Raw genomic sequence first — 25,869 nt, 5'->3', positions numbered from 1 at the left:
GAGAAACCCATGATGCTCGGCACCCTCGTGAAAAGCGTGTTTACCTTGCAACCGGGCTACTCGTTGCGGGCGTTGCACAACAAGTACAAGCTGACCCGGCAGATTGCCAGGCAGTGGCCTGAGCTGAACGCGTTCATGCGACGCATGACGGCCGCACTGGGGCCGCATGGTTTGCAGCGGCTGGGGGTGGATTGCATCGGTGTCGTGCAATGGCCTTACATCAGCCAATGTTGGGAGGCCCCGCAGCGTCTGGATGCAGTGGCCACGCACTTCGAGCGGGTGGCCGGGCAGTTCCCGGCGCTGTTGCTGCTGGGGCGCGACGAAAGCTTGAGGCTGTGTGACCTGTCCAGCCATTCGCCGGGCTGTAGCCTGGTGCTGGATCGGCCGATCTGGTTCAAGCGCGAAGGTGAGTTGGTGTTGAACCTGTTCCAGGGCGACCTGCGCGTGGCATCCCTGGCCTTTACCCTGGGCCATAGCCAGGGTGAGCCAAGCCTGTTCATCGGTGCGGTGCAGGGCATCCACAAAGGCATCGACAGCGATACCTCACTGGCCATCTACCGCGACCTGACCAAGGACTTCGAAGGGCTGCGCCCACGTAGCCTGCTGCTCGAAGCATTGAAATGCCTGGCCAGGACCCTAGGTGTGACGCGGCTGTACGCCGTCAGCGATAGCTGCCGGCACCATCGTCATCCCTATTTTGGCAGCGACAAGGGCCAGGACCTGGCAGCCAACTACGACGTAATCTGGCAGGAGCACGGCGCCATGGCGTCTGACCGCGAAGATTTTTTCACCCTGCCGCTGGCCCCGGCGCAACGGGCGCAAGCCGACATCCCGGCAAAGAAACGGGCGATGTACCGCCGCCGCGAGGCGTTGCTCGACGATGTTTTTACCCGCTTGCAGGCCGCATTGCCGGGCAGCAATCACAACCTTGGACTACAAGGAAAACAGGGGGATGCATTTGCTGTGAGTGCATCGGCAGTAGACAGACCGCCCGTGGTCGACAGCCTGAAGTGAAGGTTGCCAGGGAAGGTAGGTCATCAAGCGGGTTTGGATCTGGATTCGTATGCGCATTGCTTACTTCATCAATCAGTACCCGAAGGTCAGTCACAGTTTCATTCGTCGCGAAATCCTGGCGTTGGAGCGCCAGGGGGTCGAGGTGCAACGTATCGCCCTGCGCGGGTGGGATGCCGACGTTCAGGATGCCGAAGATGCAACCGAACGGGACAAGACCCGCTATGTGCTGAAAGGCGGGCTGAAAGGGTTGCTGGGGCCAACGTGGCAGGTGCTGCGTGCGCAGCCGCGGCGGTTTTTCCAGGCGCTGTGGCTGGCCATGCGCCTTGGTCTACGGGCCGATCGCGCCTGGCCCTACCACCTGGTCTACCTGGCCGAAGCCTGCCAGGTGCTGCAGTGGCTGCAGGCTGGGGAGGCGAAACACGTGCACGCGCATTTCGGCACCAATTCTACCGAAGTGGTGATGCTGGCCAATGTCCTGGGCGGGCCGGCGTACAGCTTTACCGTGCACGGGCCGGAAGAGTTCGACAAGCCGCAGTTCCTGCACATGGGGGAGAAGGTGCGGCGTGCCGCTTTTGTAGCGGCGGTGAGCTCATACGGACGCAGCCAGCTGTACCGTTGGGTGGCGCACGAGCACTGGGGCAAAGTGAAGGTGGTGCATTGTGGCCTGGAGCGTGGTTTCCATGAGGTGGCACCGGTCAATGTGCCGTCAGCGCCACGGCTGGTGTGCGTAGGGCGCCTATGTGAACAGAAAGGCCAACTGCTGTTGCTTGAGGCGGCGCGCAGCCTCGCCGCCCAGTCGATCACCTTCGAGCTGGTGCTGGCCGGTGACGGCGAAATGCGCGGGGAGATCGAGGCGTTGATTGCCCGGCATGGCTTGCAGCGTTACGTGCGCATCACCGGCTGGATCAGCAGCGCACAAGTACGTGAAGAAATCCTTGCCGCCCGTGCGTTGGTGCTACCGAGTTTCGCCGAGGGCCTGCCAGTGGTGATCATGGAGGCCATGGCGCTGCGCCGGCCTGTGCTGACCACCTATGTGGCGGGTATCCCAGAGCTGGTGCGGCCTGGCGAGAACGGCTGGCTGTTCCCGGCCGGTGCCGTGGACGCGCTCGCGGCGGCCATGGCCGACTGCCTGGCGCAACCAGAAGAGGTCCTGCAGCGCATGGGCGAGGCGGCCTACCAGCGTGTCCTGCAACGGCATGACATCGACACCGAGGCGGCCAAGCTGGCCGGCTATTTCAAGGCATACGCATGATAAGTGTATTGGGTTGGTTACTGGGCCTGTTGGCGATCATCGTCCTGGTGCCGGTGTTGGTGTTGCTGCTTCAGGTACTGCTGGCATGTCTGCCGGCACGGTCCAGGCCGCGAGGCATTGTTGAGCGCCCGCGCGTGGCGGTGTTGGTGCCGGCGCACGATGAGGCTTCGATCATTCGTGCGACGCTGGCCAGCCTTGTCCCCCAACTGCTCGATGGCGACCGCTTGCTGGTGGTGGCGGACAACTGCTCTGACGACACTGCGCAACTGGCACGCGAGGCCGGCGCCGAAGTGGTCGAGCGCCACGATACGCGGTTGCGCGGCAAAGGCTATGCATTGGACTTTGGTGTGCGCCATCTGGCCCAGCGGCCACCCGAGGTGGTGATTGTGGTGGATGCCGACTGCCAAGTGGGCGAAGGGGCAATCGACTGCCTGGCGCGCCGCTGCCGTGAAGTGGCTCGCCCGGTACAGTCGCTGTACTTGATGCGTGCACCCGCAGGTGCTGGGTTGAAAGTGCAGGTTGCCGAGTTTGCCTGGCGGGTCAAGAACCTGGTGCGTCCACGCGGCTGGTCGCGCCTGGGGCTGCCATGCCAGCTGATGGGGGCAGGCATGGCGTTCGGTTGGCACGACTTGAGCTTGATCAACCTGGCCAATGGTCACCTGGTCGAGGACGTGAAGCTGGGCCTGGACCTTTGCCAGCAGGGCAAGCCGCCCGTGTTCTGCCCAGAGGCACTGGTTACCAGCCAGTTTCCGCTCAGCCAGCAAGGCCTGAACAGCCAGCGCACCCGCTGGGAGCATGGCCATCTGGGTTTGATGCTGGCCGACGCGCCGAAGCGGGCGCTGGCTGCCTTGACCCAACGCAACGGTAGCCTGGCAGCCTTGACCCTGGACCTGCTGGTGCCCCCCCTGGCGTTGCTGGTGCTGGCTTTGCTCGGGCTTAACCTGGTGACCTGGCTGGCGTACCTGCTGTTTGGCCTGGCGGCACCGGCGTGGCTCGCCCTTGCCGGTCTGGCCTTGTTGGCCCTTGCCGTACTATTGGCCTGGGCGCGCTTCTGCCGTGAACTGATTCCGTTCTCGGTGCTGTTGTACGCGCCGTTCTACGCGGCCAGGAAAATCCCCTTGTACTTGAGTTTCCTCATCAAGCGCCAGGTTGAGTGGGTGCGTTCAAAACGGGATGACGACTGATGGCTCAGTGGCTGCATCGCTGGAAGCGTGTTATCGACCAATTGGAAGTGGTAGCCGACGACGCTGCGGCGCAGCACCTGCTCGACCGCCTTGCCATTCCGGAAACGGCCACCGTGCTGGGCTTTGTCAATGCCCACGCGATGAACCTGGTGGTGCGCGATGGCGCCTATTGCCAGGCACTGTCGGCTGCAGACGTGCTGCTGCGAGACGGTTCCGGTATGGCGATCCTGTATCGCCGCCTTGGGCTGGAGCCCGGGCTGAACATGAATGGCACCGACTTCATTCCAAGGCTCATGGCCGCCTACCGTGGGCGCAAGGTCGCCTTCTGGGGCACCCGCCAACCCTACCTGGACCAGGCGGTACACCGCTGTGAAGCTCAGTTCGGCATCGTGCCAGTGTCGGTGCACGATGGCTTTGCCTGCGTTGAAACCTATCTGCAACTGGCCCGTGAACAGCAACCCGAGCTGATCGTGCTGGGTATGGGCATGCCCAAGCAGGAAGCGGTAGCGGCACAATTGGCAGCCATTGGCGGGCCTTGCCTGATCGTTTGCGGCGGGGCGATCCTGGACTTTCTCGGCGGCAAGGTCAGCCGCGCCCCTGAGTGGCTGCGGCGTTTGGGGGGCGAGTGGCTGTACCGGCTGGCGCGTGAGCCCAAGCGCCTGTTCATGCGCTATGTGCTGGGCAACCCGCTGTTCCTGTTGCGCACCCTGTTGTATCGACGGGCGGCGGTTTCGGCCAGGCGCACCGTATGAATCGGCCAAAACACGTACATGCGTTGATTCCGGGCACGCCGGCGGCAGGTGGCTGCTACAGTGAGATCAATGGCTTGGGGGCTCCACGAACGTGCTTCACTGGCTTTGCATAAGCTGTTTTCAAGACTTGCTGTTTGATGGAAGGCACTTGCTACGCTCAAATTGATGAGGTCTGAAATGGTTTTCGAACCCAGAAGCAGTCGTTCCTTACTCCAGAGAAGAAGCAGTGTCAGTAACGCCATCCAGGCCGGCCTCGATGGCATTGCCGTGACCGGCATTGCCTGGTACCTGATCTACGACCAGTTCGGTTACATCACCTCCGATTACGTGATCATGCTGCTGCTGCTGATTGGCGCACTGGCGGTGATTTATGACCACTATGCTATCTATCGCACCAACGTCGGGCTTTCGATCAAAGCCTTCCGCCTGTTCAAAGCCTGGTCGGCAACTTTCTGCTTCCTGGTAGTCATGGCCTTCCTGACCAAGCAGAGCGAAACCTATTCGCGGCTATTGGTGGGGCAGCTATTCGTCATTGGTTATGTGGCCCAGTTATTTTTGCATTTTGCCGTGCGCGAACTGCAAAAACGGTTCACCGCGCATGCGCGCCTGGACAATGCCCTGATTATCGGCGACGGCGACCTGGCCAATTTCCTGTATCAGAAAATCAGCAACAACCCTTGGTTCGGCGAGCGGGTGCTGGGTTGCGTGCTGATCGAAAAGGCTGGAGAGCAGGGGCGCGAAGGCGCCGAAGGCAAACAACGCCTGCCGGTGCTCGGGCATATTGCCGACCTTGACGAACTGGTGGCCCGGCACGCTATCCGCACCGTGTACCTGGTGACGCCATTGGGCGGCTCCGAAGTCATCAACGACGTGTATTTCAAGTTGCTCGACAAGTGCATCGCGGTTAACTGGGTGCCGGATATCTTCTCGTTGCGCCTGATCAACCACAGCGTGCGGGAAATTGCCGGCATTCCGGTGCTGACCTTGTCGGAGACGCCACTGACGGGCATGAGCCTGTTCTTGAAAAACCTCGAGGACCGCGTGCTGGCCGCGTTGATTCTGCTGTTCGCGTCACCGGTGCTGTTGGCGGTCGCGCTGGCCATCAAGCTCGATAGCCGTGGCCCGGTGTTCTTCCGCCAGGAACGTACCGGCTGGACTGGAGAATCGTTCCGTATCTGGAAGTTCCGCAGCATGCATGTTCACCAACCGGAGAACGGCGAGGTCAAACAGGCGCAGAAAAATGACCCGCGGCTTACGCGCATTGGCGCTTTTATCCGCCGTACCAGCCTGGATGAGCTGCCGCAGTTGTTCAATGTACTGACTGGGGAAATGTCGCTGGTCGGGCCCAGGCCGCACGCCTTGCAGCATGACACCTTGTATTCCCAGGATATCGTTGACTACTTTGCCCGCCACAACATCAAACCCGGCATGACCGGTTTGGCGCAGGTGCGCGGCTTCCGGGGTGAGACCAAGGATATCGAGCAAATGATCCAGCGGGTGGACTCGGACATTGAGTACATCAACAACTGGTCATTGTGGCTGGACTTCGTGATTCTGGTGCGCACGCTGAATGCGTTTACCGGGAAGCAGGCTTATTGAAACTTCGCCAGCTCGGCGATGGGGTCAACGCGGTGGCTGGCACCGGCTGCGCCGGTGTTCGCGGGCACGCCCGCTCCCACAGTGAGCGCATTGCGCCGCAATAAACCAACAGTCATTCCTTGTTCAGCGGGTGCAACTCGCGGAACACCCGCGCTTCCTCCACCAGCCAGTCATGCACTGCCCGCGCACCGGGCTGGTTCAACCCGCCTGGCGGGTAATGCACCACGTAACGCTTGTGGTTGGCGATCGGCACACCGAACGGCACGATCAGTGCGCCGCGTTCCAGTTCGTCATTGAGCAGCGTGCGGCGGGCGATCGCTACGCCGATACCAGCAATCGCGGCCTCGATGGTCAGGTGGTTGCGGTTGAAGGTATGCCCACGGCGCACATCCAGGCCGGCGGCGCCAATGCCCTCCAGGTAGAACTCCCACTCGGCATATTCCGAACTGCCACGCCAGGCGGTGATGTCGTGCAGCAGCGGGTAGTGCGCCAGATCGGCGGGCCCGTGCAACGGCGGGCGCCCGCGCAGCAGCGTGGGTGAGCACACCGGGAAGATCTGCTCGTCCAGCAGTGGCGTCGAGAGCATGCCCGGGTAGCTGCCATCGTTCAGGTCGATGGCCAGGTCGAAGTCCCCTGGGGTCAGTGCCTGGGCGCTGTCTTCGGCTACCAGGCGCAGTTCGATATCTGGGTAGCGCTGTTGAAAACGCGGCAAGCGAGGCGTGAGCCATTTGGCCAGAAACGAGGGGATCGAGCGTACGCGCAAGGTGCCGCGAATTTCCCCAGCGTCCAAGCGCAGCAGTTCTGCCTCGATGCTGCCGTAGGCCTCGGCCACTGTCTGTGCCAGCCGTTGCCCCTCGGCGCTCAGCTCCACGCCGCGCGCCCGGCGCAGAAACAGTTGGTAGCCCAGGCGCTCTTCCAGCTGGCGCATCTGCTGGCTGACCGCACCCGGTGTGATGTGCAGCTCTTCGGCGCAGCGGGTGAAGGACAGGTGCCGGGCTGCGCAGGCGAATACATGCAGCCAGACGAACATCTGACCATTAAGTTGTCGTCGCATCGTTTAGTACCACTAAAGCCTTGCTTAGAAAGTTTCGTTGGTCATCCGTGAGCCAGCGCGTCAGTATCGCGCAAAATCGCAATAACGCTCAATTTCTCCAGACAGCCGCACCCTGGATGCACATCAGGGTACGGGCAGGCATTAGCATGGCTATCAGTGTTTTCGACCTTTTCAAAATCGGCATCGGCCCGTCCAGTTCCCACACCGTGGGCCCGATGCGGGCGGCGGCTACCTTTGCCCAGGCATTGCGGGAGCAGGGGCTGCTGGCGCGGGTAACGCGCGTGCAAGTGCGGCTGTATGGCTCACTTTCGGCTACCGGGGTTGGCCACGCTACCGACCGCGCATGCTTGCTCGGGCTGATGGGCCAGTGGCCGGACCGTATCGACCCGGCCACCATCGAGTCGCGTATAGGCCAGGTATTGCAGGAGCACTGCCTGATGCTCGATGGTAGCCATCCGCTGGCCTTCGAATATGGCCGTGACCTGCTGCTGCTCGACGAGAACCTGCCTTATCACCCCAATGCCATGAGCCTGGAAGCCATGGACGGGCAGGGCAGCCTGTTGTGCCAGACATATTATTCGGTGGGCGGCGGTTTCATCGTCGAGCAGGCCGAGATCGATGCACCGGCAGGCGAAACCAATGGCGTGCTTCTGCCTTATGAGTTCGACAGCGGTGCCCAGTTGCTGGCTTTGTGCAAGACCCACGGTTTGAGCGTGGCGCAACTGATGATGGCCAACGAGTGTGCCTGGCGCCCGGAGGCCGAGGTGCGTGAAGGCCTGTTGCGTATCTGGGCGGCCATGCAACAGTGCGTTCAGAACGGGCTGCGCAACGAAGGCATCTTGCCTGGTGGGTTGCACGTCAAGCGCCGCGCGGCGCGGCTGCACCGCAGCCTGCAGGAGTTGGGCAAACCCAACGTGATCGGCTCGACCCTCAGCGCCATGGAATGGGTGAACTTGTTCGCCCTCGCGGTGAATGAAGAGAACGCCGCCGGCGGGCGCATGGTCACCGCGCCCACCAATGGTGCGGCGGGCATCATACCGGCCGTGCTGCACTACTACATGAAGTTCAACCCGACCGTGAGCGATGCGGATGTTGTGGATTTCCTGCTGGCAGCGGCGGCGGTCGGCATCTTGTGCAAGAAGAACGCATCTATTTCGGGGGCCGAGGTGGGCTGCCAGGGCGAGGTCGGTTCAGCCTGCTCGATGGCCGCTGCCGGGCTTGCGCAAGTGCTGGGCGCTACGCCGGCCCAGCTGGAAAACGCCGCCGAGATTGCCCTGGAGCACAACCTTGGGCTGACCTGTGACCCCGTGGGTGGCCTGGTGCAAGTGCCGTGCATCGAGCGCAATGCGATTGCTGCGGTAAAGGCGATCAACGCCGTGCAGATGGCGTTGCGAGGGGATGGCGAGCACTTCATCTCGCTCGACCGGGTTATCCGCACGCTGCGCGATACCGGGGCGGACATGCATGCCAATTACAAGGAAACTTCGCGCGGCGGTTTGGCTGTTGCGTTTGTCGAGTGCTGACAATGCGGCTTCTTGTGAGAGCGCCTTGGTAAGGCCGCTCTCACAAGTGCTGGATCCGGGCGGCTTTCAGCGGGCTTTCTGCCTGGCTTCGATGAAGCTCGCACGCATGTCCTTGGCCCAGCCATCGAGCACTGGCTTGACGTCGTTCAAGGTCAGCTTCTGGGTATCGTTCTCCAACTCCTGGCCAGTACCTTTGCGCACCACCTGGGCCAGTACCTTCTGGTTGGCACCGTCAAGGAACGCTGCTTCCACGCCGACATCCACTTCCTGATCACGGCCACCCATGGCAGTGTTCACGCCTGCCGAAATCAGCGCGATAGGAATCACCTCGTAAGGCTTGAGGCCCTCGTTGCTGGTCGACACCGCAGTGATTGCCGGGCGTACCACGATCACGCCAGGGCCTGGGCCTTTGGCCAAGGGCACAACGCTGCCCATCTCGCGGCGCAGGGCTTCATTGAAGTAACGGGTGATTTCCTGCAGCGTCTGCTGTGAGATAACCGCCGTTGGCTGCGGCTTGGGGTAGAACTGGCTGGGCTCGATGAACACCTGGCTGTATTGGTTGACGTTGACCTTGGGGTCGATCCAGCGCATCACTGGGGCACCCGACGGGCTCTTGGCTTCCTGCAGCCGGCTGTAATCCTTGAGGAAGCCGGAGTAATCCTTGGGGTCCACGCGATTGCTGGAGCAAGCGGCCACCGCAAGCAGGGCGGCGCACAACAGGGTAATGCGAGGCAGTGATTTCATGATGAAGAGGCATCCATGAGAGGTCGGCCTCAACAACGCTAGCAGGTGCATGACGGTTGGCCAGTGGGTGGGGTTAATCCCAAGTGCTCGTCTTGGGGGATCCGGCGCCTGGGAGACCGAGCGCCGCCCGCGCGGCGCATCGCGAGCAAGCTCGCTCCTACATTTGTTTCGGGCCAATTATTCCTGGGGGATTTGCGCGCGAGCGCCTTGGCGCATGGCTCGATGTCGCGTCGTACAAACAAGGCGGTCGCGCGCGCCTGCCACAGGCGATACTGGCCCGAAACAAATGTAGGAGCGAGCTTGCTCGCGATGCGCCGCGCGGGCGGCGCTCGATCTCCCAGGCGCCGCAAAATCCACGCCGAACTCACCCCAGCGCTTCGCGCAACCGGTACCACAGCATGCCCAGTGCCAGCAGCGGAGAGCGCAATGCCTTGCCGCCAGGGAAGGTGAGGTGCGGTACGGCGCTGAATACATCCAGGCCGTGGCTGTGGCCAAGCGCGATGCTTTCAGCCAGCAGTTTGGCAGTCCAGTGCGTCACGTTCAGCCCGTGCCCGGAATAGCCTTGGGCGTAATAAACGTTGGGGTGCTGGCTCAGGCGCCCGACCTGGGGGAAACGGTTGGCGGTAATGCCGATCATGCCACCCCATTGGTAGTCGATGCGCACGTTGGCCAGTTGCGGGAACACCTTCAACACCTTGGGCCGCATGTAGCCGGCGATGTCCTTGGGGTCGCGCCCGGAATAGTGGCAGGCGCCGCCGAACAGCAGGCGACGGTCGGCGGTGAGGCGGTAGTAATCCAGGCCGACTTTCTGGTCACACAACGCCATGTTCTGCGGGATCAGGCTGCCGGCCAGCGCTTCGGGCAGGGGTTCGGTGGCCACCACATAACTGCCGGCAGGCAGCACCTTGCCGCTCAGGCGCGGCTCCAGTTCGTCAAGGTGGGCGTTGCAACCCAGCACCAGGCTGTTTGCGCGCACCTTGCCGCGGGCGGTGTGCAGGGTCACGCTGGGGCCGTGCTCGATACGCAGCACCGGGCTTTGCTCGAAAATGCGCACGCCCAGGCTGTGGGCCGCGCGGGCTTCTCCCTGGACCAGATCAAGTGGATGCAGGTGGCCCGAGCCCATGTCCACCAGGCCGCCAGCGTACTGGTCGCTGGCGACGATCTCGTTCAGTTGCCCGGCACCGACCAGGCGTGTTTCGTGGCGATAGCCCAAGGCGGCCAGGTCTTCCTGTTCATCCTTGAAGGCGGCGAACTGCGCCGCTGTGTTGGCCAGTTCGCAAAAGCCCCAGCGCAGGTCGCAGGCAATGTCATAGCGGGCGATACGGTCGGCCACCAGTTCCACTGAGTCGATGCCGGCCTGCTTCAGGTAGCGCACACCGTCCTGGCCGACATGCCGGGCAAAACCGCTGACATCATGACCAATACCGCGTATCAGTTGGCCGCCATTGCGCCCGCTGGCGCCCCAGCCGATGCGCCGGCCCTCCAGCAGCACCACCGAGAGGCCGCGTTCGGCCAGCTCCAGTGCCGTATTGACCCCGGTCAGCCCCCCGCCGACCACGCAAACGTCAGCTACTAATTCGCCGTCCAGGCTGGGGTAAGGTGCCGCGTCGCGCGCCGTGGCAGCGTAGTACGAAGCGGTGTGTTGGTTATTCGAAGTCATGGCGTTCTCGACTCAGCGGTTGGACTTGATCTTGCTCCAGGAGCGGGTCATGACGCGCATGATCTTCGGGCTCGGGGTGCTGGAGATGTACAGTTTGTCCAGCACCTCCTGGGGTGGGTAGATCTCGGGGTTGGTCACCAGCGATGCATCCATGTAGGCCTTGGCGTCCGGGTTGGCGTTCGCATAGCCGACCGTGGCGCTGACCTTGGCGATCACCTTGGGGTCGAGCAGGTAGTTGATGAACGCCAGGGCTTGTTCGGGATTGTTGGCGTCCTTGGGGATGGCCAGCAGGTCGAACCACAGATTGCTGCCTTCCTTGGGAATGCTGTAGGCGATCTTCACGCCGTTTTTCGCCTCCACGGCGCGGTTGGCGGCCTGGAACACGTCGCCGGAGTAGCCGAACGCCACGCAGACGTCACCGTTGGCCAGGTCGGAGACGTACTTAGAGGAGTGGAAGTAGGTGATATAGGGGCGCAGTTCGAGCAGCCGGGCCTCGGCCTTGGCATAGTCGCCGGGTTTCTCACTGCGTGGGTCCATGCCCAGGTAGTTGAGCACGGCCGGGAACAGTTCGTCGGGCGAGTCCATGAATGCCACGCCACACTGCTTGAGCTTTTTCAGGTTCTCGGGCTCGAACAGCACCGCCCACGAATCGATATGGTCCACACCCAGTGCTGCCTTGACCTTGTCGACGTTGTAGCCGATGCCATTGGTGCCCCACAGGTAGGGCACGGCGTACTGGTTGCTGGGGTCGTTCTGTTCAAGCTGCTTGAGCAGCTTGGGGTCCAGGTGCTGCCAGTTCGGCAGCTTGCTGCGGTCCAGCGGCAGGAAGGCACCCGCCTGGGCCTGGCGGGCGAGGAAGTGGTTGGACGGCACCACCACGTCATAGCCCGTGCGCCCGGCCAGCAACTTACCTTCGAGGGTTTCGTTGGAGTCGAACACGTCATAGACCACCTTGATTCCGCTGCTGGCCTGGAAGTCGGCCAGGGTGGTGTCACCGATGTAGTCGGTCCAGTTGTACACGCTGACCGAGGGCGTGGCGTGGGTGGTGGTGGCGAACAGCAGGGTGAATGCGGCGGGGATCAGGGCTTGCAGATGACGCATGGGAACACCTCGTTGGACTTGTTCTTCGAGTTCGGTGTAGTTGGGGTGGTCGAGCTCTCACAGGTTGCTCATGTGCCTGTAGGAGCAGCCTTGTGCTGCGAAGGGGCCAGAGAAGATCTTCTGCCCTACCCGCCCCTTCGCAGCACAAGGCTGCTCCTACAAAACATGTGCATGCCGTGAATGGGGTTCAGACGCTCAGCATCAGGAACTCACGCTCCCATGAGCTGATGACCCGCTTGTAGTTCTCGTGCTCGGCCCGTTTGACCGCCACGTAGCCCTGGACGAACTGCTTGCCCAGGTACTGCTGCACGGTCTCGCAGTCCTCCATGTGCTGCAGCGCATCTTCGATGGTGATCGGCAGGCGCAGGTTACGCCGTTCATAGGCACGGCCCTGTACCGGCGCGCTCGGGTCGATCCGCTCGACCATGCCCAGGTAGCCGCACAGCAGGCTGGCGGCAATGGCCAGGTACGGGTTGGCATCGGCGCCCGGCAGGCGGTTTTCCACCCGCATCGCCTCTGGGCTGGACGTGGGCACGCGCAGGCCGGCGGTGCGGTTTTCTTCACCCCACTCGACGTTCACCGGTGCCGAGGTGTCCGGCAGGAAACGGCGGAACGAGTTGACGTTGGGCGCGAACATCGGCAGCAGCTTGGGGATGTATTTCTGCAAGCCACCGATGTGGTGCAGGAACAGCTGGCTCATGCTGCCGTCTTCGTTGGCGAAGATCGGTTTGCCAGTGGCGATGTCGACCACGCTCTGGTGCAGGTGCATGGCACTGCCCGGCTCGTCGGTGATCGGCTTGGCCATGAACGTGGCGGCCACGTTGTGCTTGAGCGCGGCCTCACGCATGGTGCGCTTGAACACGGTGATCTGGTCGGCCAGGTCCAGCGCGTCGCCGTGACGGAAGTTGATTTCCATCTGCGCCGGGCCGTCTTCGTGGATCAGCGTATCCAGGTCCAGGCCCTGGATCTCGCACCAGTCGTAGACGTCTTCGAACAGCGGGTCGAACTCGTTGGCGGCATCGATCGAGAACGATTGGCGGCCACTTTCGGCACGCCCGGAACGCCCCAGTGGCACCTGCAGTGGCAAATCCGGGTCTTCGCAGCGCTTGGTCAGGTAGAACTCCATCTCGGGCGCGACGATCGGCTGCCAGCCTTTGTCGGCGTAGAGCTTGAGCACCTTCTTCAGGACGTTGCGCGGCGACAGCTCGATAGGGTTGCCTTGTTTGTCGAAGGTGTCGTGGATCACGATCGCGGTCGGCTCGATCGCCCACGGGATCTGGTACACGGCGGTGGGGTCGGGGCGGCAGACCATGTCGATGTCGGCAGCGTCGAGCAGGTTGTAGTAGATGTCATCGTCGACGTAGTCGCCGGTGACCGTCTGCAACAGCACGCTTTCTGGCAGGCGCATGCCACGTTCGTGGAGGAACTTGGCCGTGGGTGCGATCTTGCCGCGGGCGATACCGGTCAGGTCGCTGATCACGCATTCGACTTCGGTGATCCGGTGTTCTTTCAGCCAGGTGGACAGCTGATCGAAGGGGGCGTTCATACAGACCTCTTGGTTGGGTTTTAGTGTGGGAGCGTGGCCCCTTGCGCAAGCCGTTGTACGGTTGCGAAGGCGTTGCGCTTCCCAGGTGACGCGCTGGAGACTATCTTGGTCGCAGCCCCCCGGGGCAATCTATCCACTTTCTTCGGCAGTTAATGCACCAAAAGAGTGCATACAGGACGATGCGTGACAACCGCCAATGCGTTGCAGGTCCAGGCTTTCCATACCACCGATGTCACCGAGCTGGTGCGCGCCACCCCTGGCTGGCAGCAACAGTACCGGCAGATGTCTCCCGGGCATTTCAGCGGTGAGCTGCGTTGCCTGGGGCTCGACGGTGTGGAGGTTTACGAAGAACGGCTCAACACCCGGGTAGAGCAGTTCTTCCGTGCGCCAAGCGGTTCCCTGGCATTCTGCTTCGACCGCAGCGAGAACAGCCTGTACTTGCTGAACGAACAAAGCCGCAATATCTGGATCACGCCGGAGAACTACCAGGAAGTGGCGGTGGTGTTCGACCAGGCCTTCCTGACCCGCCATGGGCTAGACCCGCAACGGCTGGAAGGGTTGTTCATGGTTCCGTTGGGTAGCGGGCAGAATGCGTTGTTCGGCAGTTGGCTGAGCGCGACGCTGACCCGGCTGGGCGAGGCCGGTTGCCCGCTGCAGGGGCAAGCCCTGGCAGAACAATTGCTGGAGGACTGCCTGTTCATACTCGACAACGCCTGCCAGCGCTTGCAGGGCGTGGCCCTGGGGCGGCGTGACGAGGAGCGGGCGATCATGCGCCGGGTCAGCGAATGGGCGGCCGACTGCCCGGAAGAGACGCTGAACCTGGTGGAGTTGGCGGCGGTAGCCAAGGTCTCATTGCGCCAGTTGCAGCAGGCGTTCAAAGCGTTCACCGGCATGCCGCCTGCGCACTGGTTGCGCTTGCGCCGGCTGAACGGTGCTCGGCGCGATCTTTTGCGCGGGGGCGGGGTGACCGTGGCCGAGGTGGCGATGCGCTGGTCATTCTGGCATTTGGGAAGGTTTTCAGAGAGTTACCGTCAATTGTTCAAGGAGTTTCCGAGCGAGACATTGAAGCGGGGCAGGGGTTAAACCCAGCATTACCCACTGAAAGTTGCTATCGTGCCGCCCTGTTTCCACCCGAGGTGCCGATGTTCTACCTGCCTTTGCCCAGCGACCAGGCCGACCGCCTCGCCAGCGCGCCCGATACCGACTTCTTCGCTGCTGCCAGCATTCTTGATGCCGCCGCGGTACTGTTTGTGCAAAACCTGCCACGCCAGCCCACCACCGCCTCGGCCGACGCGCAGGAGCGCCGTTTTGCCGAAATCGTGCGCCTTGCCAACGAAGTCGAAGGCGTCGCCCCTGGGCGATTCCAGGGCCAGGTGGCGCAGCACTTCGATCATGAAGCGTTCGCCATGGGCCTGGGCATGCTCGGCGAAAATGGCATTGGGTTGCTGTCGGCCGAAGTGGAGTACCAGGCCGTCGAGCTGCTCGATGGCGAGGGCCAGTGGAACTTCCAGTTCGCCGACAGTTACCGCCAACGGGCCACCCCGCTGCACCCGGTGTACTTGCCGTCGTTGGCCAGCGATCTGCTGCTCAGCGACCAGCAGAACCGTCTGCTGCGCGAATTCCTCAGTGGCATCGACGAGTCGGTGGCCGTGCAGGGTTTTGCCGGTACCGGCAAGACCTTTCTGATTCACCAGTTCGCCCGCCTGCTGGAGCCACAGCGCACGTTGCTGCTGGCATTGACCGAAGGCCAGTTGCGCGCCCTGCAGGCGCGCGTCAAGGACGCTGCCGCGTACACCGCGCTGACCTTCGGTCAACTGGCTGACGAGCTGCTCAACCGCGACCTCACCAGCAACGGCTGGCGCCTGCGTGACCCGTATCGCACCAAGTTGTCATGGCGCCCGCAGGATGCGCAGGTGGTGCGTTGGTTGGCTATCCCCGACATCGGCCCGCTGGCCGCGCGCGACGTGGTTGCCTTGTGCGTCCGCGCGGTGCGCACGTTCTGCCACAGTGCCGATACCCAGTTGCAGTTGCACCATTTGCCCTGGGCCGGGCCTGGCACCTCGCCGCTGGATCAGGAGGTGCTGCTGGAAAAGGCGCGCCTGTATTGGCAGGAGCTGATTCGCCCGTCCGCGCGGGACATTCAGCTGCCGGTGCGCGACTATCACCGGGTCAAGTTGCTGTCGCTGACCGACTATGTGATCGATAGCCGCTACACCCACGTCATCGTCGACGAGGCTCACGAGCTGTCGGCACCGATGCTTGCCGTGCTTGATCGTAGCCCGCAGTCGATCATCGCCCTGGGCGACGAACTGCAGAACCTAAACGGCCTCAGCCCGCACCATGGCAGCTTCATCCGCCAACGCTGCATCGACCACTCATTGCGTGCCGGGCCGGCGATGGACAATGTGCTCAACCCGCTGATCCAGGCGCACCCGGCGGCAATCCAGGCAGCCTTCAGTGGCAGTGCCGAGCATTACACCCGGGTCAGCTTCTTCGACACGGTGACGGTGCCGCAGCAGCCCACGGCGCTGATCGTCGATGACGAATGGGGCCTGTTTGGCTGGTTCCAGCGCCTGACGCATCAAGGCGTACCGTTCATCCTGCTGAAAAGCGCACGCAAGGACTTCGAGCTGTTCGTCGAGGACTGTATCGAGCTGTACCGCTACGGCACTCGGGCACGCCATCCGATGCTGTTCCGTTATCCCAGCTGGCAGGCGTTGGAGCAGGAGAAGGGTGACGACAAAGCGTTTCTGGCGGTGGCCAGCATGCTGCGCAAGGGCTATACGCCAGAGCACTTTGCCAAGGCCAAGAGCCGTTACCGCTGGGACAAGGCGCCGAAACTGTTTCTGGGGCGGGTGAGGGATGTGAAGAACATGGAGTTTGCCCGGGTGATGGTGTCGCCGGAGCTGATGGTCGCGCCCCTGGTGGCGGGGAACCGCAATGAGCGGGCGCGGATGCTGGCGGGGTTGTATACCGCCTGTTCGCGGGCGCGGCATGAGTTGATCGTGCCGGGAGGGATGCTGGACTGGGTCAAGGACCAGGTTCGGGTATAAGGCATGCGAGGAATCTGTAGGAGCAGCCTTGTGCTGCGAAGAGGCCATTGCAGCCGAAGATGATCTTTAGCCTTGCCGGCCTCTTCGCAGCGCAAGGCTGCTCCTACAGGTACGGCGCCGACCAGAAGGCATGCGCTGTACCTGTGCCCCATTCACAACATCAGTTGCGATCCAGCCACACGGTCTGGGCATTGGTGAACTCACGTACACCAAAGTGCGACAGTTCACGGCCAAACCCGCTCTTCTTCACGCCACCAAACGCCACGCGGGGGTCGGAAGCGCAGTAGCCGTTGATGAACACGCCACCGGTATCCAGCGCGGCGGTCATGCGCTCGGCCAGCGCGTAGTCGGCGGTGTAGATGGTCGAGGCCAGGCCAAACTCGCTGTCGTTGGCCAGTTCCACGGCATGATCAGCATCGCGTGCAGTGATGATCGCTGCCACCGGGCCGAACAGCTCCTGCTTGAATGCGGTCATGTCCGGGGTAACGTTGGCGAACACAGTGGGGGCGTAGAAGTTGGCCACGCCTTCGACCTTGTTGCCGCCCAGCAGCAGGGTGGCACCTTCGGCCAGCGTCGCCTGGACCTGGCCATCCAGCTCGTCGCGCAGGTCATAGCGCGCCATCGGGCCGATGTAGGTGTCGTCTTCCAGCGGGTTACCGATTTTCAGCTGGCGCGTGGCTTCAACGAACTTGCGTGTGAACGCCTCGACAATGCTCGCTTCCACGATCAGGCGCTTGGCGGCGGCGCAGACCTGGCCGGTGTTCTGGTAGCGGCCGATCACCGCAGCCTTGACGGCGGCATCCAGGTCGGCGTCGGCCAGGACGATGAACGGGTCGGAACCACCCAGCTCCAGTACGCACTTCTTCAGCGCGGCACCGGCCTGGGCACCGATCGCCATGCCGGCACGTACGCTGCCGGTCAGGGTCACGGCGGCGATACGTGGGTCGTTGATGGCGCGGGTGACGCCATCCGGGGTCACGTTCAGCACTTCGAACACGCCTTCGGGCAGGCCGGCATCCTTGAACAGCTCACCCATCAGGTAGGCGCTGCCCATCACGTTCGGTGCGTGCTTGAGCACGTAGGTGTTGCCCGCCAGAATCGCCGGCACGGCGCCACGCAGTACCTGCCAGACCGGGAAGTTCCACGGCATTACCGCCAGGATCGGGCCCAGCGGGCGGTATTCGATGCGGGCTTTTTCCACCTGGGTCGGTTCGGCTGCAAGCATGGCCGGGCCGTGTTCGGCGTACCAACGGCACAGCCCCACGCACTTGCTGACTTCACCGCGTGCCTGGGCGATTGGCTTGCCGATTTCGCGGCTGATCATTTGCGCGAAGGCTTCGGCCTTGGTTTCGAGGGTGTTGGCCAGGGCGAGCAAGTACTCGCTGCGCTGACCCAGCGACACCTGGCGCCACTGGCGGTAGCCAACCTTGGCACGTTGCAGCGCCGCTTCCAGTGCGGCGTCGGTGTCGAACGGGTAGGCGCCGATCTGCTCGCCGCTGTACGGGTCGAGGGAGATGGCGTGGGTCAGGCTGCTGATCGCGCTCATGGCGGGACACTCTCGTTGTTGTTAATCAGTGGCGCCAGACTAGTGGGCTATGGCTTTAATGAAAACTGAATAATAATGAGCGAAACATTCACGTTTGGAGAAAGGCTGTGGACCTGGTGCAACTGGAGATCTTCAAAGCCGTGGCAGAGCAGGGCAGCATCAGCGCCGCCGCGCAGCACATCCACCGGGTGCCGTCGAACCTGACCACGCGCATCAAGCAGCTGGAAGAAGACCTGGGTGTGGAGCTGTTCATCCGCGAGAAGAGCCGCCTGCGGCTGTCACCCGCGGGCTGGAATTTTCTCGAATACACTCGGCGTATTCTTGACCTGGTGCACGAGGCGCGGCTGGCAGTGGCGGGTGAAGACCCACAGGGCACCTTTGCCCTCGGCTCGTTGGAAAGCACTGCGGCGGTGCGCATCCCGGCTTTGCTGGCAGCCTACAACCAGCGCTACCCCAAGGTTGACCTGGACCTGTCTACCGGGCCTTCCGGGACCATGCTCGAAGGGGTGCTGTCTGGCCGCTTGGTGGCCGCGTTCGTCGACGGGCCGGTGCTGCACCCGACACTGGAAGGCATGCCAGTGTTCGAGGAAGAGATGATGGTCATTGCCCCGCTCAACCATGCACCGGTGACACGCGCCCAGGACGTAAACGGCGAAAGCATCTACGCCTTCCGAGCCAACTGTTCGTACCGCCATCATTTCGAAAACTGGTTCGTGAAGGACCAGGCAGTACCGGGCAAGATCCACGAGATGGAGTCCTACCACGGCATGTTGGCCTGCGTCAGTGCCGGCGCTGGGCTGGCCATGATGCCCCGCAGCATGCTCGACAATATGCCGGGGTGCAGCACCGTGAGTGCCTGGCCCATGTCGGAAGATTTCCGCTACCTGAAAACCTGGCTGGTATGGCGACGGGGCACGGTATCGCGCAGCTTGAGTATGTTTGTGAAACTGCTTGAGGAAGGTCTAGTAACCTACTGATTAATAGATAAATTTATCTTTGCTTCATGAATAAGTGCCGAATGTCACGGTGACGACCATGCATCAGCCACGAACACCAACCCCCCCCGGAGGATCAGATAATAGGTAAGCCATCCTCTAAATGAGGGTCGTACCATGCGTAACCATCACTATGCACTCGGCGCCGCGTTGCTGATTACCTTGGCCTTGCCATGGACCCTGGCGGCCGCCGCCGACCTCAATGCCCCCATCGACATGCAGGCCGTTCAGCTGCAACCGCAGGAACAGAACGGTGTGCACTACGTGCAAGGCGGTATTGGCCAGGATGAAGCCAATGCACTGCGCAAGACTTCCGGCTATGACCTGCATGTAGAACTTTCCACGGGTCCGGAAGGCAAATTCCAGAGCGGGGCCTCAGTCGATATCCACAACGCACAGGGCCAGCCCGTACTGAGCGTCACGGATGCCGGGCCGCTGCTGTATGTGCAGCTGCCGCCTGGCAAGTACAAAATCACTGGCAACGCCCAGGGTGAGACGGTGCAGCAATTGGTGACCGTGAACGGCAAGGCCCCTACAACCGTGAGCCTGAACTGGCGTTGATGGAATAACGGCAGGGGTACAGATGTACTCCTGCCCTGATGGAGCACATAGCCATGAGCCTGGACCTTCAACTGGCGATGTTGGACGAGCGGGGCTATGTGTTGCTCCCCGGTGTGCTCGAACCCCTGCGTATCGCCTTGTTGCGCTGCGCAATCGATGACCTGCAGCCGATTCACTGGGACTACCAGGGGCTGCTGGAACACTACAAGTGCGTGTTCAATCGCAACCCGTTGTGGTTGCCCTTTCTCGATCTGCCGCCTGTGATAACACTGGCTGAAGCGGCGCTCGGCGCTGATTGCCATGTGATCGGGCAAACTGCCTGGCGCAGCCATCCGGGTTACCCAGGCATGGCCTTGCACCTGGATCATCTGCCCATGCAGCTGCCCGATTGGCTAAGCGCGCAAGGCGACTTCACCCAACCCGCACAGATCCTGACTGCGCAGCTGTACCTCAGCGACATCGACCACGGCATCGGGCCGACCTGGATCGTACCCGGCAGCCACCGCGCGGCGCGGCCACCCCAGGCAGGGGAGGACCACTGGCAGGGGCGTGAAGCACAGCCAGTGTTGTGCAAGGCGGGCGACGCGCTGGTGTTTCGCAGCGATGTCTGGCACAGCGGCGGGGCCAACTGCAGCCAGGCCCGCGAGCGCGACATGCTGCAGGTGCACTATGGCCGGCGCATGGTCGCGCAGAAGTTCTCGCCGTACTTGAACTGGCGTTTCAACCCGCAAGTGCTGGAGGAAGCTACACCCCGGCAAAGGCGCTTGCTGGGTGAACATGAAGAGGCGGAATACGACTGAAGCGTTGTGCACGGCAGGGCACATCTTAAGCAAGCGATTTAGCCAATAGTGGCAATACACTTTCAACTTTCTGATTATCTGGACAATAATCAAAAAACTATTACTTCGTGTGACCGGTCTGGATGCGCCGGTCCACCCTAAAAGATCGAGGGGCCTAAGCCCCCGCTTGCCGTGTAGACCATCAGGAGAGTCGTTGATGAAAACCCGTCTCGCAGCTTCGCTGGCCGCTGCAATGCTGGCCTTTGCAGGGGCCAACCTGGCCCAGGCCGCGCAGGTGTCCGGTGCCGTGGGTGCCACAGGCCAGGGCGATATGACCTACCGCATTGGCCTTTCGTTCGACTGGGACAAGAAATGGCTGGAAAGCAGTACCGGCTATGTCACCGGTTACTGGGATGCTGCCTACACCTATTGGGAGGGCGGTGACGCCAGTGGTGCGCACTCGCTGTCATTCAGCCCGGTATTCACGTATGAGTTCAGCGGTTTCACCTACACACCGTACATCGAGGCGGGTATTGGCCTGGCGGCGTTTTCCAAGACCGACGTGGGCAATCAGCGCCTGGGCTCTTCGGTCAACTTCGAAGACCGTATCGGTTTTGGGCTGAAGTTGCCGGGCGAGCAGAAGGTGGGAATCCGCGCGATGCACTACTCCAACGCCGGGCTCAAGCAGCCTAACGACGGGATCGAGTCGTACTCGCTGTTCTACAGCAAAGGTTTCTGAGCCAGGCTCAACGCTATGCCCGGTACCTGTAGGAGCAGCCTTGCGCTGCGAAGAGGCCTTTGTTGCCACAGCTGCGCTTCTGGCATGCGGGCCACTTCGCAGCACAAGGCTGCTCCTACACATTACCGAGATAATCTGGCGAGCTGGATGTTTCGCGAGACCTGTTCAGGCATACCCACATTCAGCGCACGGCCTTGATCGCCAGCACGTTACACAGCGGATGCTCCAGCACATGCGCCGTGGTCCCACCCAGGAATGTCTGCATCGCATCATGCCGGTGGCTGCCCATCACGATCACATCGGCCCGGCTGTGGCCGACGAACTGGGCAATGGCCTTGATCGCTGCACCTTCCAGGAAGTGCCGGCGTTCCAGCGGGATCTGGTGATGGTCGCCCAGGCGGTTGAACGCTGCTCGCTGCGCAGTGCGCACGCTGCCCTCGAAACCGGGCATGGTCACCGTGCCAGCACCGAAGTCGGCAATGTGGGTCTTGGCCGCGTCGCACACATGCAGCAGGTGCAGCTCGGCGTTGCACTGCAGGGCCAAGGCATGTGCACAGTGGATCACCTGCTCGTCCAGGTGCTCGCCTGCGCCATGGCTGTTCAAGTCCACCGCGGCGGCGACTTGCCGAGGCAGGGGCAGGCGGATGTCGCTGACCAGGTGCACGGCGACCGGGCTGTCCTTTAGCAACTGCCAGTCCAATGGCGTGACCAGCAGGCGTTTGAGCACCGGTTCGTGCTGTACATCCTTGATCAGCAGGTCGCAGCCCAGCCGTTCGACCCGCTCCAGCACGGAACCCAGTGGGTCACGGGTCAACAACAGCTCGGTGGACACGTCCAGGCCGGCATTGCCCAGCTGTTCGGCCTCGTCCGCCAGCCATTGGCGGTTGTCACTGAGCAGCCGCTCGCGCTCGCGGCCATCGCTCATCAAGCCAAAGGTGTCGACGTCGTCGACGAACACGTTGATATCCAGCAGGGCCCCACTGGATTCCGCCAGTGCCGCCGCGCGTTGCAGCGCTGGCGTGTGGCGCATTTGCGGGCCGAGCATGACGAACAGACGCTTGAATTGGCTCATCTCACACCTCCACGTGTGGCAGCCCCCCGGTCACCTGGTTCTGTTCAGTCTAGCCCGTGTGCGCCTGGTAAAGCCGTTCACGCTTTTTTCACCAAGGGCTGTTATCATCGCCGCACTCTTTGGGGAGTAGCCTGCCTTCGCACCCAAGCGAAGGCGCACTGGTCAACATATTTGGCAACCTGCCATGGCCTGTGCATCCAGCTGGATTGGCGAGACCAACGACCTTTCTGTGGCCAAGCCGGGCCTGCAGGGAGCTGTCGTTGACTCGTAGCCCGGCGGAGCCTGATCGTTGAATCCCATTTCCCTCGTTTTCCTCGCCTTCGCCATGTCCACGGATGCCTTCGCGGCCGCCATCGGCAAAGGTTCCAGCCTGCACAAACCCCGTTTGGCCGAAGCCCTGCGCACCGGCCTGATCTTTGGTGTCATCGAAGCCATAACCCCGATCATTGGCTGGCTGCTGGGCCAGGCAGCCAGCCAGTACGTTGAGCAATGGGACCACTGGATTGCCTTCTTCCTGCTGCTGTTACTGGGTGCGCACATGGTGCACGCCGGCCTGAAACCGGATGAAGAAGAGGAAGAAAAGCAAAGCCAGCACTCTTTCTGGATTTTGGCGGTGACGGCGGTGGCGACCAGCATCGATGCCCTGGCGGTGGGCATTGGCCTGGCGTTCGTCGATGTGAACATCTGGGTGGCGGCTGCGGCGATCGGCCTGGCGACCATGACCATGGTCACCCTCGGCACCATGCTGGGGCGGGCCCTGGGGTCGGTGGTGGGCAAGCGTGCCGAGATCATCGGCGGCATCGTGCTGATGCTGGTGGGCGCGACCATCCTGTATGAGCACCTGACGGCTGTTTGAGTGCGGCTGGCACGGCGTGTCGGGTATGATGCTGGCCCCATCATTGTCACGAGGCCTGCCCCATGTCCCTGAGCGCTGAACAGATCGGCGAATTCCGTACCTTCGCCGAGCAGTTGGCCGATGCTGCCGCTGTGGCGATCAAGCCGTACTTTCGCGCCAGCCTGGATGTCGAGGACAAGGGCGGGCGTCTGTACGACCCGGTGACGGTCGCCGACAAGGCCGCCGAGGACGCCATGCGCGAGTTGATCCAGGCGCGTTACCCCGAGCATGGCATCCTTGGCGAAGAAGCCGGGGTGGCCGTCGGCAGCAGCCCGCTGACCTGGGTCCTCGACCCGATCGACGGCACCCGCGCCTTCATCACCGGCCTGCCGCTGTGGGGCACGCTGATTGCCCTGAACGACGGCACGCGCCCGGTGGTTGGGGTGATGAACCAGCCGTTCACCGGCGAGCGCTTTGTCGGCACTCCCGAAGGCGCCTGGCGCAGTGGCACGCCCTTGCAGACCCGTGCCTGTGCCGACCTGGCTTCGGCCACGCTGATGTGCACCACGCCAGACATGTTCGACACCGCCGAGCGCAAGGCCGCGTTCGAGGCCGTTGCCGGCAAGGCGCGGCTGATGCGTTATGGTGGCGACTGCTATGCCTACTGCATGCTGGCTTCGGGCTTTGTCGATGTGATCGTCGAGGCCAGCCTGCAGCCGTATGACGTACAGGCGCTGATGCCGATCGTCGAAGGGGCGGGTGGTGTCATTACGGCCTGGGACGGCAGCTCGGCGCAGAACGGTGGTTGCGTCGTGGCCTGTGGTGACCCGGCGCTGCATGCGCAGGTGGTGGAGATGTTGCGTCACGCCATGTGATCTATTGCTGCTTGTTCCGGCCTCTTCGCGGGCTCGCCCGCTCCCACAGGTTCAGCAGGGTCCTTGTGAGAGACCGGAACAAGCTTTCACCGCACTTTTTCCAATTTCCGGGCTCTATGCTTGGCCAGGCTGCTCTGATTCCCAAGGCGGCCGCCGAATATCGACCCGGTGCCGATGGTTGCAAGACACCCCAAATTCTTTACTCGCCTGCTGCTGGCCGGCGCCCTTGCGGGCCTGTGCGGCTGCACGCAGGAACAGGGCCGCGATATGCTCAGCCAGTTCGGCAATGGCAAACCCAGCGAGCTGTTCCAGACCAGTGTCGACCGCCTGGCCACGCTGTCGATGCGCGACAATTTGCAAAGCCTGTACCTGCTGATGAACAAGCTGTACCTGCGCAACCCCAACCAGTGGAAGATGTCGGGCTACGTCGACGCCGCCACTGCCGAGCGCCAGATCCGCATCGCCATCGAGCAGCGCCAGCCGCTGCCGCAACTGGGCAACCGCCGCGACCTGGCGGCATTGAGCTACGCCCTGAGCCCGGAATTTCGTGGCGACCGCGTCGGCGCCTTCATCTACGCCATCGGCAGCATGCTGATCACCGCGCATGGCGGGCGTACCGAGTTCTACATGACCGACACCATCGACCCGCTGTTCATCAACAACGCCGCGCGCAATATCGAAAAGGCGACGTGGATGCTCAGCCAGCGACAGGATGCCAATGGCGTGTTGCTGCTGTTCTCCAACGAAATCTCGGAGGAGGGCAGCAACCTGAGTTTTGCCGTGGAATTTGGCAAGATAGTCGCACGACTCGATTTGTTGGCCGAGTTGCTGGATGAGCGGTATCGGCGGATTGGCTTGAATTACGCCCAGAGCCTACTGCTGATGAACTTTCTACCGGTGCAGTAACTCGGGAAAAATGGGATCATCGGCTACGCAACGATTCAAGCAACGGCTGAAACTCGTCCAGCAGCCAGTCCCGCAACCGCAGGCAGCTGGCTTCATGCTCCTTGTCTTCATTGAACGCCAGGAAGTGGAACGTGTCTTTGAGCACCAGTTCCTCTACCACTGGCCTTATCAGTAGGCCCTGCGCCACCAACGGCTCCACCAAGTGGTGCCAGCCCAACGCCACACCCTGGCCGCCAAGGGCCAGTTGCACCAACAGGTTGTAGTCGTTGGCATTGAAGAAATGCGGTGCGGTGTTGGCGCGGCTTTTCAGGTCGACGTCATGGAAGGCCAGCCACACATTCCAGTCCACATGCTCGGCAACCTGTGAACGGCCATAGGGGCTGAGGTTCAGCAAGGTGCCATCGCGCAGCCCTTGCAGGGTTCCGACCTCCGGGTGCTGTGCCAAATAGTGCGGTGTGCACACCGGGTAGATCACGTCATGGTTGAGCGGGTGGGAGCTATAGCCTGTCTGCACCTTGCCCAACTTGGTGATGTAGATGTCCGGGCGCACCCCGGGCTCCATCGACAGAAAGTTCTGCGTGGTTACCAGGTTGATGTCGATGTCCGGGTGTTCGGCGAAGAACTTCGGCATGCGTGGCCCCATCCACAAGGCGGCAAAGGCCGGTGAACAGCACAGGGTGACCACGTGCTTGGTGTTGGTGTTGCTGCGGATACGCTCGGCCGCCTGGGAGATGTTGACGAACGATAACTGCACCGCATCGAAGAAGATCGAACCGGCCACCGTCAGCTCCACAGCACGCCCCACACGGGTAAACAACTCGGCGCCCAGGTAGGTCTCCAGCTCGCGTATCTGCCGGCTCACTGCGGCCTGGGTCACGCACAGTGCCTCGGCGGCACGGGTGAAGTTCTGGTACTTGGCAGCGGCGACGAAGACTTTGACCGCACGCAGCGAGGGCATCTTGATCAGCGTCTGATCGGGTTCGGAGTGTCTGACCATGTCGGTAGGGTGCAGGTCCTTTGTGATACCGGTGTAGCCCACGCGGTCTTCTGTAGGAGCAGCCTTGTGCTGCGAAGAGGCC

At 62.3% G+C, this 25,869-nt stretch carries 23 protein-coding genes and 1 riboswitch; of the genes, 15 read left to right on the top strand and 8 right to left on the bottom strand.

From position 1 onward, the window contains the following. Window positions 1-9: 9 nt before the first annotated feature. The 5 genes from ACNFBR_RS22170 to ACNFBR_RS22150 all read left to right on the top strand — a co-directional run bounded on the left by ACNFBR_RS22170 (window position 10) and on the right by ACNFBR_RS22150 (window position 5,801). The gene (locus ACNFBR_RS22170) at window positions 10-1,014 is read left to right on the top strand and encodes a VirK/YbjX family protein (RefSeq protein WP_416736779.1); all 1,005 of its coding nucleotides are present in this window, start codon (window positions 10-12) and stop codon (window positions 1,012-1,014) included. A 49-nt stretch (window positions 1,015-1,063) separates the two neighbouring features. After that, window positions 1,064-2,266, top strand: coding sequence for a glycosyltransferase (locus ACNFBR_RS22165; protein WP_416736778.1), 1,203 nt, complete (start codon window positions 1,064-1,066; stop codon window positions 2,264-2,266). After that, window positions 2,263-3,450 carry a glycosyltransferase family 2 protein gene (locus tag ACNFBR_RS22160; protein ID WP_416736777.1) on the top strand — a complete coding sequence of 396 codons (1,188 nt, stop codon included), beginning with the start codon at window positions 2,263-2,265 and terminating at the stop codon, window positions 3,448-3,450. Before ACNFBR_RS22165 ends, ACNFBR_RS22160 begins: the two co-directional genes overlap by 4 nt. After that, window positions 3,450-4,202: a WecB/TagA/CpsF family glycosyltransferase gene (locus tag ACNFBR_RS22155; protein WP_416736776.1), complete on the top strand. Its 753-nt coding sequence runs from the start codon at window positions 3,450-3,452 to the stop codon at window positions 4,200-4,202. The genes ACNFBR_RS22160 and ACNFBR_RS22155 overlap by 1 nt, the downstream gene beginning before the upstream one ends. A gap of 177 nt (window positions 4,203-4,379) precedes the next feature. Then, window positions 4,380-5,801 (top strand): undecaprenyl-phosphate glucose phosphotransferase, encoded by a 1,422-nt coding sequence (locus tag ACNFBR_RS22150; protein ID WP_416736775.1) that lies wholly within the window; start codon window positions 4,380-4,382, stop codon window positions 5,799-5,801. 112 nt (window positions 5,802-5,913) lie between these two features. Here the strand turns inward: ACNFBR_RS22150 and ACNFBR_RS22145 are convergent, their stop codons facing one another. Then, complete coding sequence (locus ACNFBR_RS22145; protein WP_416736774.1) at window positions 5,914-6,855, bottom strand: LysR substrate-binding domain-containing protein; 942 nt, start codon at window positions 6,853-6,855, stop codon at window positions 5,914-5,916. Between the two features lie 146 nt (window positions 6,856-7,001). Here ACNFBR_RS22145 and ACNFBR_RS22140 point away from each other — a divergent pair, with 146 nt between their 5' ends. After that, a complete protein-coding gene (locus ACNFBR_RS22140; RefSeq protein ID WP_416736773.1) occupies window positions 7,002-8,378 on the top strand; it encodes an L-serine ammonia-lyase in 1,377 nt (458 codons plus the stop codon). Window positions 8,379-8,444: 66 nt separating this feature from the next. Here the strand turns inward: ACNFBR_RS22140 and ACNFBR_RS22135 are convergent, their stop codons facing one another. The 4 genes from ACNFBR_RS22135 to ACNFBR_RS22120 form a co-directional block, all read right to left on the bottom strand. Further along, window positions 8,445-9,122, bottom strand: a complete 678-nt coding sequence (locus tag ACNFBR_RS22135; RefSeq protein ID WP_416736772.1) for a DUF3313 domain-containing protein — start codon at window positions 9,120-9,122, stop codon at window positions 8,445-8,447. A gap of 364 nt (window positions 9,123-9,486) precedes the next feature. Beyond that, window positions 9,487-10,782 carry an NAD(P)/FAD-dependent oxidoreductase gene (locus ACNFBR_RS22130; protein ID WP_416736771.1) on the bottom strand — a complete coding sequence of 432 codons (1,296 nt, stop codon included), beginning with the start codon at window positions 10,780-10,782 and terminating at the stop codon, window positions 9,487-9,489. A gap of 12 nt (window positions 10,783-10,794) precedes the next feature. Continuing rightward, a complete protein-coding gene (locus tag ACNFBR_RS22125; RefSeq protein ID WP_416736770.1) occupies window positions 10,795-11,883 on the bottom strand; it encodes a polyamine ABC transporter substrate-binding protein in 1,089 nt (362 codons plus the stop codon). Window positions 11,884-12,070: 187 nt separating this feature from the next. Continuing rightward, on the bottom strand, window positions 12,071-13,429 hold the full coding sequence (locus tag ACNFBR_RS22120; protein ID WP_416736769.1) for a glutamine synthetase family protein: 1,359 nt from the start codon (window positions 13,427-13,429) through the stop codon (window positions 12,071-12,073). A gap of 183 nt (window positions 13,430-13,612) precedes the next feature. On the opposite strand from ACNFBR_RS22120, the gene ACNFBR_RS22115 reads away from it, so the two are divergent. Together ACNFBR_RS22115 and ACNFBR_RS22110 are read left to right on the top strand one after the other, a co-directional pair. After that, on the top strand, window positions 13,613-14,512 hold the full coding sequence (locus tag ACNFBR_RS22115) for a helix-turn-helix domain-containing protein (protein ID WP_416736768.1): 900 nt from the start codon (window positions 13,613-13,615) through the stop codon (window positions 14,510-14,512). A gap of 59 nt (window positions 14,513-14,571) precedes the next feature. Further along, a complete protein-coding gene (locus ACNFBR_RS22110; RefSeq protein WP_416736767.1) occupies window positions 14,572-16,482 on the top strand; it encodes a hypothetical protein in 1,911 nt (636 codons plus the stop codon). A gap of 160 nt (window positions 16,483-16,642) precedes the next feature. Here the strand turns inward: ACNFBR_RS22110 and ACNFBR_RS22105 are convergent, their stop codons facing one another. Further along, entirely contained in the window at window positions 16,643-18,028 is a 1,386-nt protein-coding gene (locus tag ACNFBR_RS22105) for an aldehyde dehydrogenase family protein (protein ID WP_416736766.1), read from the bottom strand. Between the two features lie 107 nt (window positions 18,029-18,135). On the opposite strand from ACNFBR_RS22105, the gene ptrR reads away from it, so the two are divergent. The 4 genes from ptrR to ACNFBR_RS22085 all read left to right on the top strand — a co-directional run bounded on the left by ptrR (window position 18,136) and on the right by ACNFBR_RS22085 (window position 21,102). After that, entirely contained in the window at window positions 18,136-19,005 is an 870-nt protein-coding gene (ptrR, locus tag ACNFBR_RS22100; protein WP_416736765.1) for a putrescine utilization regulator PtrR, read from the top strand. A gap of 135 nt (window positions 19,006-19,140) precedes the next feature. Further along, window positions 19,141-19,584, top strand: coding sequence for a carboxypeptidase regulatory-like domain-containing protein (locus ACNFBR_RS22095; RefSeq protein WP_416736764.1), 444 nt, complete (start codon window positions 19,141-19,143; stop codon window positions 19,582-19,584). 53 nt (window positions 19,585-19,637) lie between these two features. Then, entirely contained in the window at window positions 19,638-20,384 is a 747-nt protein-coding gene (locus ACNFBR_RS22090) for a phytanoyl-CoA dioxygenase family protein (protein WP_416736763.1), read from the top strand. A gap of 232 nt (window positions 20,385-20,616) precedes the next feature. Beyond that, complete coding sequence (locus ACNFBR_RS22085; protein ID WP_416736871.1) at window positions 20,617-21,102, top strand: acyloxyacyl hydrolase; 486 nt, start codon at window positions 20,617-20,619, stop codon at window positions 21,100-21,102. 181 nt (window positions 21,103-21,283) lie between these two features. Here ACNFBR_RS22085 and ACNFBR_RS22080 read toward each other — a convergent pair whose 3' ends face one another. Continuing rightward, a complete protein-coding gene (locus ACNFBR_RS22080; protein ID WP_416736762.1) occupies window positions 21,284-22,174 on the bottom strand; it encodes a universal stress protein in 891 nt (296 codons plus the stop codon). Between the two features lie 109 nt (window positions 22,175-22,283). Further along, window positions 22,284-22,461: riboswitch (yybP-ykoY riboswitch) on the top strand. A gap of 2 nt (window positions 22,462-22,463) precedes the next feature. On the opposite strand from ACNFBR_RS22080, the gene mntP reads away from it, so the two are divergent. From mntP to ACNFBR_RS22065, 3 genes are all read left to right on the top strand, one after another. Beyond that, the gene (mntP, locus tag ACNFBR_RS22075) at window positions 22,464-23,030 is read left to right on the top strand and encodes a manganese efflux pump MntP (protein ID WP_264317261.1); all 567 of its coding nucleotides are present in this window, start codon (window positions 22,464-22,466) and stop codon (window positions 23,028-23,030) included. A 62-nt stretch (window positions 23,031-23,092) separates the two neighbouring features. Continuing rightward, window positions 23,093-23,884, top strand: coding sequence for a histidinol-phosphatase (gene hisN / locus ACNFBR_RS22070; protein ID WP_416736761.1), 792 nt, complete (start codon window positions 23,093-23,095; stop codon window positions 23,882-23,884). 174 nt (window positions 23,885-24,058) lie between these two features. Continuing rightward, the gene (locus ACNFBR_RS22065; protein WP_416736760.1) at window positions 24,059-24,790 is read left to right on the top strand and encodes a hypothetical protein; all 732 of its coding nucleotides are present in this window, start codon (window positions 24,059-24,061) and stop codon (window positions 24,788-24,790) included. Between the two features lie 16 nt (window positions 24,791-24,806). On the opposite strand, the gene ACNFBR_RS22060 is transcribed toward ACNFBR_RS22065, so the two are convergent. Next, window positions 24,807-25,787: a LysR substrate-binding domain-containing protein gene (locus ACNFBR_RS22060; protein WP_416736759.1), complete on the bottom strand. Its 981-nt coding sequence runs from the start codon at window positions 25,785-25,787 to the stop codon at window positions 24,807-24,809. Between the last annotated feature and the right edge of the window lie 82 nt (window positions 25,788-25,869).

The sequence above is a fragment of the Pseudomonas sp. NY11955 genome, from assembly GCF_048068035.1.
Classification (GTDB): Bacteria; Pseudomonadota; Gammaproteobacteria; order Pseudomonadales; family Pseudomonadaceae; genus Aquipseudomonas.
Note: the sequence above shows the minus strand (reverse complement) of the source record. Positions and strands in the feature narration are given on the sequence as shown.

What these genes read in the sequence shown, in the direction of transcription:
- ACNFBR_RS22170 (WP_416736779.1), top strand. Translation starts at nt 10, where the DNA reads ATGATGCTCGGCACCCTCGTGAAAAGCGTGTTTACCTTGCAACCGGGC.
- ACNFBR_RS22165 (WP_416736778.1), top strand. Translation starts at nt 1,064, where the DNA reads ATGCGCATTGCTTACTTCATCAATCAGTACCCGAAGGTCAGTCACAGT.
- ACNFBR_RS22160 (WP_416736777.1), top strand. Translation starts at nt 2,263, where the DNA reads ATGATAAGTGTATTGGGTTGGTTACTGGGCCTGTTGGCGATCATCGTC.
- ACNFBR_RS22155 (WP_416736776.1), top strand. Translation starts at nt 3,450, where the DNA reads ATGGCTCAGTGGCTGCATCGCTGGAAGCGTGTTATCGACCAATTGGAA.
- ACNFBR_RS22150 (WP_416736775.1), top strand. Translation starts at nt 4,380, where the DNA reads ATGGTTTTCGAACCCAGAAGCAGTCGTTCCTTACTCCAGAGAAGAAGC.
- ACNFBR_RS22145 (WP_416736774.1), bottom strand. Translation starts at nt 6,855, where the DNA reads ATGCGACGACAACTTAATGGTCAGATGTTCGTCTGGCTGCATGTATTC.
- ACNFBR_RS22140 (WP_416736773.1), top strand. Translation starts at nt 7,002, where the DNA reads ATGGCTATCAGTGTTTTCGACCTTTTCAAAATCGGCATCGGCCCGTCC.
- ACNFBR_RS22135 (WP_416736772.1), bottom strand. Translation starts at nt 9,122, where the DNA reads ATGAAATCACTGCCTCGCATTACCCTGTTGTGCGCCGCCCTGCTTGCG.
- ACNFBR_RS22130 (WP_416736771.1), bottom strand. Translation starts at nt 10,782, where the DNA reads ATGACTTCGAATAACCAACACACCGCTTCGTACTACGCTGCCACGGCG.
- ACNFBR_RS22125 (WP_416736770.1), bottom strand. Translation starts at nt 11,883, where the DNA reads ATGCGTCATCTGCAAGCCCTGATCCCCGCCGCATTCACCCTGCTGTTC.
- ACNFBR_RS22120 (WP_416736769.1), bottom strand. Translation starts at nt 13,429, where the DNA reads ATGAACGCCCCCTTCGATCAGCTGTCCACCTGGCTGAAAGAACACCGG.
- ACNFBR_RS22110 (WP_416736767.1), top strand. Translation starts at nt 14,572, where the DNA reads ATGTTCTACCTGCCTTTGCCCAGCGACCAGGCCGACCGCCTCGCCAGC.
- ACNFBR_RS22105 (WP_416736766.1), bottom strand. Translation starts at nt 18,028, where the DNA reads ATGAGCGCGATCAGCAGCCTGACCCACGCCATCTCCCTCGACCCGTAC.
- ACNFBR_RS22095 (WP_416736764.1), top strand. Translation starts at nt 19,141, where the DNA reads ATGCGTAACCATCACTATGCACTCGGCGCCGCGTTGCTGATTACCTTG.
- ACNFBR_RS22090 (WP_416736763.1), top strand. Translation starts at nt 19,638, where the DNA reads ATGAGCCTGGACCTTCAACTGGCGATGTTGGACGAGCGGGGCTATGTG.
- ACNFBR_RS22085 (WP_416736871.1), top strand. Translation starts at nt 20,617, where the DNA reads ATGCTGGCCTTTGCAGGGGCCAACCTGGCCCAGGCCGCGCAGGTGTCC.
- ACNFBR_RS22080 (WP_416736762.1), bottom strand. Translation starts at nt 22,174, where the DNA reads ATGAGCCAATTCAAGCGTCTGTTCGTCATGCTCGGCCCGCAAATGCGC.
- hisN (WP_416736761.1), top strand. Translation starts at nt 23,093, where the DNA reads ATGTCCCTGAGCGCTGAACAGATCGGCGAATTCCGTACCTTCGCCGAG.
- ACNFBR_RS22065 (WP_416736760.1), top strand. Translation starts at nt 24,059, where the DNA reads ATGGTTGCAAGACACCCCAAATTCTTTACTCGCCTGCTGCTGGCCGGC.
- ACNFBR_RS22060 (WP_416736759.1), bottom strand. Translation starts at nt 25,787, where the DNA reads ATGGTCAGACACTCCGAACCCGATCAGACGCTGATCAAGATGCCCTCG.